General features: G+C 36.7%; 2 protein-coding genes and 2 pseudogenes. 3 read left to right on the forward strand and 1 reads right to left on the reverse strand.

Annotated elements, in window-relative coordinates:
- Positions 1-181: 181 nt before the first annotated feature.
- Positions 182-994, reverse strand: a complete 813-nt coding sequence (locus A2003_RS09985; protein ID WP_112986159.1) for an IclR family transcriptional regulator — start codon at positions 992-994, stop codon at positions 182-184.
- A 298-nt stretch (positions 995-1,292) separates the two neighbouring features.
- Between A2003_RS09985 and A2003_RS09990 the strand changes: the two are divergent.
- The 3 genes and pseudogenes from A2003_RS09990 to A2003_RS10000 form a co-directional block, all read left to right on the forward strand.
- Positions 1,293-1,373: pseudogene (locus tag A2003_RS09990) on the forward strand (hypothetical protein); the annotation flags it as partial.
- Positions 1,374-1,760 (forward strand): annotated as a pseudogene (locus tag A2003_RS09995) (oxidoreductase C-terminal domain-containing protein); the annotation flags it as partial. It lies immediately after the preceding pseudogene.
- 41 nt (positions 1,761-1,801) lie between these two features.
- A partial coding sequence (locus A2003_RS10000) for a cupin domain-containing protein (protein WP_286687285.1) occupies positions 1,802-2,409 on the forward strand: 608 nt, incomplete at its 3' end.

Consider the following 2,409-nt stretch of genomic DNA (forward strand, 5'->3'; position numbering starts at 1 on the left):
CGTTCGTCAAGGTTCGAGTCCTTGATCCTCTGCCAAATTAATAAAAAAGCCCTTGTTTGATACAAGGGCTTTTTTATTTCGGAGTATTTTGAAATTAATTTACTTTGATGAGTATTCACTAAAAATTTTAATGAATACACTCAATGTCTAAATATTTTAGAAAAATGAACTTAACCTTAGTCTAATAAATAAATTTAGAAATTTTATCCGCTGTTTGGATAACCATCTCTGCAATTTCATTTTTAAAATAGTGTTCTTCATAGGTTGCTAAAGGGCAACTTACAGACAATACAGCAGTCATTTTTCCTGTAGATTGTTTGAAAATTGGAGCGCCACAAGCTGCCATATCATGATTGTAATGTCCCCAACTGACCATAGATCGCTGTGTTTTAACAAAATTCAGGCGTTGAAGTAGCTCTTTAAGATTTTTTGGGGTGAGTTCAGAAAAAGTTTCCCATTGATTGAAATTTTTATAGCGATCACGGATTTCAGTTTCAGATAAGTCTGCTAATAGCATTTGTCCAATCACAGTCGCATGGGCAGGCCAGCGAGTGCCTAGACCTATATTGCTGGTAAATGTTCCATTCGATTGCACATTGTTGATAAAGACAATATGTGTACCTTCTAAAATGGACAAATGTACTGCAAGTTTAGTTTGATCGCGTAGTTCCTTCATCAACGGTGTTGCTAAATCTAAAAGAGACTGTTTAGACAAACTGTTGAAGCCGAGTTCCATCACCTTTGAATCAAGTGCATAGGTTTTTTGAGATGCTTTTCTAAGGAAGCCACATGATTCTAATGTGTAAATCAGACGGAAAGCACTAGAACGATTTACATCCAAAATTTCAGCGATCTCAGTGATCGTCATTTCTTGGGTTTGTTGATCAAATGCCTGCAAAATTGCTAAGCCTCGTACCAAACCGGGTACTAAATAGCGATCATCATTTTTTGTGAGTTCAGATTCTTGAGAGTCTGTTTCTATCGTTTGGTTCATCAGCTTAATTTTCCTATAAAAACGCAAAGCATTACAAATTTAATTTTCTTAAGAATCTATTCTAACTGCAAAGTAGAGTTAAAAGATAGTTTTATATATAAAACAAAATTTTCTAAGTAAAACGTAAATGAATGTGTAATAAATATCAAGCTTATGATTTTAAACAATATATAGTTTTACAAAAAAAACATCATAGGAGTATTCTTTATTAAGGTTTGTTATATCAAATAATGTTTTATATATAAAACAGGTGAGGATGCAAGGATGAGTTGGATCTCAGTTTGTCAGCAAGACGACATATGCCAATACTGGTGCAAGCTGGTTACGTCTCTCGATTCCTTATCGCAAAGATTTTGGTCCAGGTGGCGAGTTCTGGATTGATGTCGCAATCCATCCAAGTTTAGGTTATTGCATTCAGTCATGGGCAAATGCGCAGAACCAAGCAATTGCAGCTGCAAAATCGATGTTGGGCATGGAAACAGAATATACCGATATTCCTTGGTTATGGTCAGATCAGTACCACTTCAATATTCAAATACTAGGTAGTTACCAACCTGAAAGAACAGAACAGATTGTGGTGAGAAAAAGTGCAGATGATCAATGTAGTTATCTGTATTTAGATCATCAAAATTGCTTAATCAATATGATTGCAATCAATGATTCAAAATTAATCAAACTGGCTAAACGTTGGATGCAGTCCAATACCGTATTAGACCCAAAATTATTAGCAGACCCTAAATTTAATGTCATGAAATTAAAACCATAAACATTTAATTCCGGTTCATAACTCAATCGAAGGAATGAAGTATGAGTAATGAAGAGAAAAGTGGATTTAAGCATTGGGTTCCTGCTTTTGTCCTGATGGTATGTGTTGTTCTCGCATTTTTCGACAAGATTAGTATTGCGGTTCTATTTGCAGACCCACACTTTCAGGGTGCAATGGGAATTGCTGAAGATAAGGCGAAACTGGGTTGGCTAAACACACGTATTGCGCGTTTTGAAACACGTAAATATGACTTCGATGCGTTGAAGTTCCAAGCAGATTACGACCCGAAATATCGTCGTGCGCAAATGCGTTATATGGGAACTGGAGCAACAGGCGTAGTCAATGATGGCAATACAGTTCCAGCCGAAAACTTTACCTTTTCAACCATGGTGTTACCTGCGCAATGCGAAGGTCCATTGCATATCCACCACGATGTGGAAGAAGTGTTTTTCATGTTACGTGGTGAGATTGATCTGTTCATTGAGCATAACGGTGAGAAATTTCAAACCAAATTGAAAGAGCGTGATCTGATTTCAATTCCACCGGGTATTTATCGTGGTTTGTTTAATCCAGGTCAGGAAGATGCCTTGATGTGTGTGATGTTAGGTGCTGGAAAACCAACTATTCCAAACTATCCACCTGAGCATCC

This window comes from Acinetobacter sp. GWC1_38_13, from assembly GCF_001767535.1.
GTDB lineage: Bacteria > Pseudomonadota > Gammaproteobacteria > Pseudomonadales > Moraxellaceae > Acinetobacter > Acinetobacter junii.